Here is a 2,204-nt window from a genome sequence, read left to right on the forward strand (position 1 = left end):
GGTGGCTTTCCTGCCGTCGAGCAGCACCTTGTCGACGTTGGCCTCACCCAGGATGGTCAGGTTCGGGCGGCCGCGCGCCGGCTCCAGATAGGCGTCGTTGGTGGAGACGCGCCGACCGTTGCGGCTGTTGATCGCATAGGTGCACACACCGTCGGCGTCCGGCGCATTGGAATCGTCGTGCCAGGGATGGCCCAGCGCCATCGCACCTTCGCGTAACGCCTTGTCGACATTGCCCCAGCTCTCGACCGGTGCCCGGTAGATCGGGATCGGGCCGCCCTTGCCGTGATGCACGGCCTCGATCGGATCATCTTCCAGCCGGTTGAAGAACGGCAGCACGCCCTGGCCCGACCAGCCTTCGCAGCCCATCTCCGCCCAGCGGTCGAAGGCATGCAGCACGCCGCGGATCGCGATCTGGCCGTTCACGCTGGTGGAGCCGCCCATGCCCTTGCCGCGCCAGTAGATGCGGTGGTCCTGCTTCTTGGTGCGGCGCGACTTCAGGTCTGCATACATGAACTGCTTCTGGAAGCGCTCCGGCAGCAGCAGGTTGAACGGGTTCGGGCTCTGCATCTCCAGTGGCGCGTCGGCGCTGCGGAAGTCCTGGCCCGCTTCCAGGAGCAGCACGTTGCGCTCCTTGTCCTCGCTCAGGCGGGCGGCCAGCACGGCGCCGGCAGCGCCGGCACCCACGATGATCACGTCGAAATTCATCTGGAAGACGTCCGCAAAGAAGGAATCAGGCCGCGCGGGCGACCGTTTCGTAGATCCGCGCACCATTTGTGGCGAACAGGAGGCAGCGCGCCGGGTCGGGCATGATGCCGAGCTTCTCGCCGACCCTGGCATGCCAGCCGGGTGCCACCAGGGCCCGCACCTTGCTGCCGTGCGCGTCGTCCGCGATCAGCACCGATTCGCGGCCCAGATGCTCCACCGCATAGACGGTGACCGGCAAGGCGCCCGGCGCGGTGGCCTCGGTCACGGCCACATCCTGCGGGCGCACACCGAGCGTCACCTTGCCGCTCGGCCCCTGAATCGGCACGGCGAGCCCGCCGCGCCGGAAGAAGCCACCCGCCAGTTCGCCTTCCAACAGGTTCATGGGCGGCGAGCCCAGAAAGCCCGCAACGAACACGGTGGTCGGCGAATTGTAGATCTCGTCGGGCGTGCCGATCTGCTCGAGCCGGCCGCTGTTCATGACCGCGATCCGGTCACCCATGGTCATGGCCTCGACCTGGTCGTGGGTGACGAACACGGTAGTGGTGCCCAGGCGCTTCTGCAGGTTGACCAGTTCCGAGCGCAGCGACAGGCGCAAGGCGGCGTCGAGTGCCGAGAGCGGCTCGTCCAGCAGGAACACAGACGGCTCGCGCACGATCGCCTTGGCGGTGGCGACGCGCTGGCGCTGGCCGCCCGAGAGCTGGCCCGGCAGCTTGTCCATGAACGGCTCGATCTCGAGCATCCGGGCGGCCTCGGCGATCCGCCGCTTGCGCTCGGCGTCCGAGATGGTGGTGTGCCGGAGGCTGGTCTCGATGTTCCGGCGCACCGAGATGTGCGGGTAAAGTAGCGAGGACTGGAACACCATCGCCACGTTGCGCTCGTGCGGCGGCACGTCGGTGACGTTGACATTGTCGAACAGAATGTCGCCGGCACTGGCCGATTCCAGCCCGGCGATCATGTTCAGGGTCGTGGTCTTGCCGCACCCGGATGGGCCCAGCATGATCAGGAACTCGCCGTCGTTGATCCTGAGGTCCAGCCCCTCCACGGCGACATAGGCGCCGAAGGTCTTGCGCAGCTTGACGAGATCGATCTTGGCCATCGGGGCTCCCTGGTCGCCTTATCCGGTCGTTGCGCTCAGCGGACCGGATCGACGAGGCTCATTTCGGTGACGTGACGCTGCAGGAAATAGGCGAACAGGGCCGGCGGGATGATCGTCACGATGACGGATGCCGCGAGGTTGCCGGGCTCGGGATACTGGCCGAGGAAGCCCGAGATCGCCGTGGGCAGCGTGTTGGCGCTGGTGCCGTTCACCAGCACGAGGGCGTAGGTGTATTCGTTCCAGGAGAACAGGAAGGCGATCACCGCAGCCACCGCGATGCCGCTCTTCGCCAAGGGCAGGATCAGCGTCAGCAGGCAGCTGGTCCGGCTGTAGCCGTCGATCCTGGCCAGCCGCTCGATCGGCGGCAGGTTACGGAAATAGCCGATCAGCATCCAGGCGACGA

Annotated in this window: 3 protein-coding genes; all 3 read right to left on the minus strand. The window is 66.8% G+C overall.

All coding sequences use genetic code 11. From position 1 onward, the window contains the following. The coding region (locus tag EQG76_RS04940) for a GMC family oxidoreductase N-terminal domain-containing protein (protein ID WP_159711126.1) at window positions 1–705 on the minus strand (705 nt) is incomplete at its 3' end. A gap of 25 nt (window positions 706–730) precedes the next feature. After that, a complete protein-coding gene (locus EQG76_RS04945) occupies window positions 731–1,801 on the minus strand; it encodes an ABC transporter ATP-binding protein (protein WP_159711128.1) in 1,071 nt (356 codons plus the stop codon). A 35-nt stretch (window positions 1,802–1,836) separates the two neighbouring features. Next, on the minus strand, window positions 1,837–2,204 hold a 368-nt coding region (locus tag EQG76_RS04950), incomplete at its 5' end, for an ABC transporter permease subunit (RefSeq protein WP_159711130.1).

This window comes from Geminicoccus flavidas (assembly GCF_009806515.1).
Taxonomy (GTDB): domain Bacteria; phylum Pseudomonadota; class Alphaproteobacteria; order Geminicoccales; family Geminicoccaceae; genus Geminicoccus; species Geminicoccus flavidus.

Excerpts from the sequence above, each read along its gene's own strand:
- EQG76_RS04945 (WP_159711128.1), bottom strand. The coding sequence starts at position 1,801 with ATGGCCAAGATCGATCTCGTCAAGCTGCGCAAGACCTTCGGCGCCTAT.